Here is a 4,201-nt window from a genome sequence, read left to right on the forward strand (position 1 = left end):
GACGGCGTACGGGGGAGGGCCAGGATGGCGAGGACAGCGCGCCGGCCCGGCGCGCCGGCCCGCGCCACCGGGTACCGCCACCGGCGGCGCCCGCGCCCCCCGTCCCCCCGTCTCGGGGGGGCCCCCCGGCCCCCCGGCCCCGGCGGGTGGGCTACCCCCCCGCGCCCGGGGGGGGGCGCCCCCCCCCCCACAACGGCACTGACGGCGGCGGGCGTGCCGTACACCCTGCACACGTACGAGCACGACCCGGCGGCGCCGAGTTACGGCGAGGAGGCCGCCGAGGCCCTGGGCGTGCCGCCCGAGCGGGTCTTCAAGACGCTGGTGGCGGACGTGGACGGCGAGTTGACGGTGGCGGTCGTCCCGGTGACGGGGCAGCTGGACCTGAAGGCACTGGCGTCGGCGGTCGGCGGCAAGCGCGGCGCGATGGCCGATCCGGCGGCGGCGGAGCGCACGACGGGCTACGTGCGGGGCGGCATCTCGCCGCTCGGGCAGCGGCGCGCCCTGCGGACGGTGCTGGACGCCTCGGCGACGGCCCACGCGACGGTCTACGTCTCGGCGGGGCGGCGGGGCCTTGAGGTGGAGCTGGCGCCCGGCGCGCTGGCGGAGCTGACGTCGGCCACGGTCGCGCCGGTGGCCCGGCCGTAGCGGGCCGGGCACCGGGCGCCGCGGGCGGAGGCGGAAGCGGGGGACTCGGCCCGCCGTCCCCGTTTCCGCCTCCGAAGGCTCGGACGCTCCGGCTACTTGAGCGCGGGCGCGATGACCGAGTTGAACTGGTCCTGCGTCAGCGGCGGCTGGTCCTGGCCGCCGGGGACCGAGAGGGTCTTGCCGTCGACCTTGAAGGTCGGGGTGGCCGTGTAGCCGTCCTTGTTGAACTTGGCCGCCATCTTGAGCGCCCAGGCGTCGAAGGTCCCGTCCTTCACGTCCTTCTGGAAGGTGGCGTTGCCCTTCAGCGCGGGAACCGTGTCGGCGATCTTGAGGAGGTACGCGTCGGACTTGAACTTGTCGCTGTTCTCGTCCGGGTGGAACTTCGCCGAGTACATGGCGCTCTTGTACTGGAGGAACGCGTCGGGGCTGACATTGAGCGCCGCGCCCAGGGCGGACAGGCCGTTCTTCGAGCCCTGGCCGTTGTCGTGGTCGTCGATGAAGTCGGCCCCGATGTACTGGAGCTTGTACTTGCCGGCGTCGACGTCCTTGTGGATGGTCGCGCCGAACCCGTTCTCCGCCTGCATGCAGATCGGGCAGCGCGGGTCCTCGGCCTCCACCAGCGTCTTCTTCGCGGTGGACTTGCCGATGACGACGGTCGTGCCGTCCGTGCCCGAGGTGTTCTTCGGCGCGACGACGTTCGTGACCTTGCCCGCCGCCTCCCAGGCGGAGGGCTTGTTGTTGTTGTGGACCAGCAGGACGACGCCGGCGGCTATCGCCAGGACGACGACACCGGAACCGGCGACCAGCGACTGCTTGCGGATCTTGTCGCGCTTGGCCTGCTTCTCGCGCTCGGCGCGCAGCCGCTCGCGTGCGGCGGCCTTGTTGGCGGAGCTGTTGCGTGCACTCATGACTGATCACTCCGTGTGATGAAACAAGAAGAACGGGGGGAAGGGACCGAAACCGTGCTCAGGCGATGCCGAGCACGGGAGCGGGCGGTCCCCGGCGTCCCACGGAGTGGACGAGAAGCCGGGTGGCGCGGGCTCCCGGCGCGCGCGTGGCCCGGCGGTGCGACGCCCGCGGCGCCCCGTACGCGCCCCGCGTCGCCGCGCGGACGGCGAGGAGCAGCGGCCGGAAGGCGAAGACCGCGACCGTCAGGAAGAGGCCCGAGACCGCGCGCTCGCCGCGCCGCAGCCAGGCGGCGGCCAGCAGGCCCACGGACACGTGGACGGCGAGCAGCAGCCATGGGAGCCATGGCCGGTCGGACGAGGCGAGGAAGGCGGCGGCGGGGCCCTGCGGGGCGTCCATCGCGCCGACGCCCGGGAGGTGGGCGCCGACCGGGTGCCCGCACAGGACGTCGAAGCCGACGGAGCGCAGGGAGCCGGTGACCGGTCCCCCGACGGGCCCGTAGCAGACCTGCTGTCCGGTCGTGAAGACGGTGTCCGCCGCGAGCTCAAGGGGTACGAGCAGCGCGGCGATGCCCCAGTAGCCGCGCTCGCGGCCCGCCAGGGCGTAGGCGACGCAGAAGACCGCCGCCGTCAGCACCCCGAGTACCGAGAGCGGCAGCGGGGACCGCGAGAGCAGCACGTGCGAGCCCGCGGACAGCGTCACGACGAGGGCCGTGAAGAGGGCTGCCCGCGCGGCTCGCAGACGCGTCGCGGATATGTCCATCGGACCCGAGTGTGCCACGGGAGCCTGTCAGGGGGATCTAAAGGTGTCGGAACCGATACCGATCCCCGGCGCGGCGGCCCGGACCACGGGGACCGGCACCGCCGGGGCCGTGCTGACCGGCACCACTGGCACCGTGCCGACCGGCACCCGCGGGACCGTCAGGACGCCAGGATCGCCCGGGGCGCCGGGGCCGTCAGGACCGCCGCCCGTCCTGCCCCGCACCACCGGCACAGCCGGGACCGTCAGGACCGCCGGGACCGCCCAGGGCCGCCGGGATCGCCCGGGACCACCGGCACAGCCGGGACCGCCGAAGGCCGCCGGAGCCGCTAGAGCAGCCCCTTCCCGATGCGTCCGTTGCGGAACAGGTCCACGAAGATCTGGTGGTCGGCCCTCGCGCGTGCCCCGTACGCGTGCGCGAAGTCCACCAGGAACGGCGCGAAGCCCTCCTCGTCGGCGGCGATGGCCGCGTCGATGGCGCGCTCCGTGGAGAACGGCACCAGGCTGTGGCCGCTGTCGTCGTCCGCAGCCGCGTGCATCGTCGCCGTGGCCCGGCCGAGGTCGGCGACGACGCCCGCGATCTCGTCCGGGTCGTCGATGTCCGACCAGTCGAGGTCGACCGCGTAGGGCGAGACCTCCGCGACGAGCTGGCCCGCGCCGTCGAGCTCGGTCCAGCCGAGCCACGGGTCGGCGTGCGCCTGGAGGGCGCGCTGCGAGATGACGGTGCGGTGCCCCTCGTGCTGGAAGTAGCCGCGCACCGCGCCGTCCCTGACGTGCCGGGACACGGCGGGGACCTGGGCCTGCTTCAGGTAGATGACGACGTCGTTCTCCAGGGCGTCGCTGTTGCCCTCGAGCAGGATGTTGTACGAGGGCAGGCCCGCGGACCCGATCCCGACGCCCCGCCGCCCCACGACGTCCTTGACGCGGTAGGAGTCGGGGCGGGTGAGGCTCGCCTCTGGCAGCGTCTCCAGGTAGCCGTCGAACGCGTCGAGGATCTTGTACCGGGTCGCCGCGTCCAGTTCGACGGAGCCGGCGCCCGGGGAGAACCTGCGCTCCCAGTCGCGGATCTCCGTCATCGAGTCGAGCAGGGAGAAGCGGGTAAGCGAGCGCGCCGAGCGCAGCGCGGCCAGCAGCGGCCCCCGTGCCGTGTCCAGGGTGAAGGGCGGGACCTCGTCGTTCCCGACACCGGCGGCGAGGGCGTGGACGCGCTCGCGGTAGGCCGCGGCGTACGTCTCGACGAGAACGGTGATCTGCGCGTCGCTCAGCGCCTTGGCGTAGCCGATCAGGGCGAGGGACGCGGCGAGGCGCTTGAGGTCCCAGGTGAAGGGGCCGACGTACGCCTCGTCGAAGTCGTTGACGTTGAAGACGAGGCGGCCGCCGGAGTCCATGTAGGTACCGAAGTTCTCGGCGTGCAGATCGCCGTGGACCCATACGCGGCTGGTCCGCTCGTCCTGGTAGGCGCGGTTCTCCGCGCCGTTTTCGAGGTCTTCGAGGTCGCGGTAGAAGAGGCAGGCCGTGCCGCGGTAGAAGGCGAACGCGGAGGCGGCCATCTTCCGGAACTTCACCTGGAACGCGGCGGGGTCCGCCGCGAGGAGTTCGCCGAAGGCGGTGTCGAAGACGGCGAGGATCTCCCCCCCGCGCCGCTCGTCCGCTGCTGCCACGGGTCGGGGAGCCGACATCGTCTGGTGCCTCCTGGTCGCGGGTCCGCCGGCGGTGCCGGCCGGGTCGGGCCCACGTTCCCCACGTAGGTCCCGCTTTCCGGTGGTCGCGCGCCCCGGCGGCGCGCCCCCCCCCCCCCCCCCCCCCCCCGGCCCCCGCCCCGGGGCCCGAAAGCCCCCCCCCGCGCCCGGCGCGCCCCCCCCCGCCCGCGGGGCCGGGGGCCCGCGGTGTT

Annotated in this window: 4 protein-coding genes; 1 reads left to right on the top strand and 3 read right to left on the bottom strand. The window is 74.0% G+C overall.

The features are described from left to right. Positions 1–198 precede the first annotated feature (198 nt). Positions 199–645, top strand: coding sequence for a Cys-tRNA(Pro) deacylase (gene ybaK / locus LCE31_RS19330; RefSeq protein ID WP_225015823.1), 447 nt, complete (start codon positions 199–201; stop codon positions 643–645). 92 nt (positions 646–737) lie between these two features. Here ybaK and LCE31_RS19335 read toward each other — a convergent pair whose 3' ends face one another. The 3 genes from LCE31_RS19335 to LCE31_RS19345 all read right to left on the bottom strand — a co-directional run bounded on the left by LCE31_RS19335 (position 738) and on the right by LCE31_RS19345 (position 3,989). Continuing rightward, entirely contained in the window at positions 738–1,553 is an 816-nt protein-coding gene (locus LCE31_RS19335; RefSeq protein WP_225015820.1) for a thioredoxin domain-containing protein, read from the bottom strand. A gap of 58 nt (positions 1,554–1,611) precedes the next feature. Beyond that, positions 1,612–2,313 carry a hypothetical protein gene (locus LCE31_RS19340; protein WP_225015821.1) on the bottom strand — a complete coding sequence of 234 codons (702 nt, stop codon included), beginning with the start codon at positions 2,311–2,313 and terminating at the stop codon, positions 1,612–1,614. 326 nt (positions 2,314–2,639) lie between these two features. Next, the gene (locus LCE31_RS19345; RefSeq protein ID WP_225015822.1) at positions 2,640–3,989 is read right to left on the bottom strand and encodes a DUF2252 domain-containing protein; all 1,350 of its coding nucleotides are present in this window, start codon (positions 3,987–3,989) and stop codon (positions 2,640–2,642) included. Positions 3,990–4,201 lie beyond the last annotated feature (212 nt).

It is taken from the genome of Streptomyces sp. 8L (genome assembly GCF_020176795.1).
Taxonomy (GTDB): domain Bacteria; phylum Actinomycetota; class Actinomycetes; order Streptomycetales; family Streptomycetaceae; genus Streptomyces.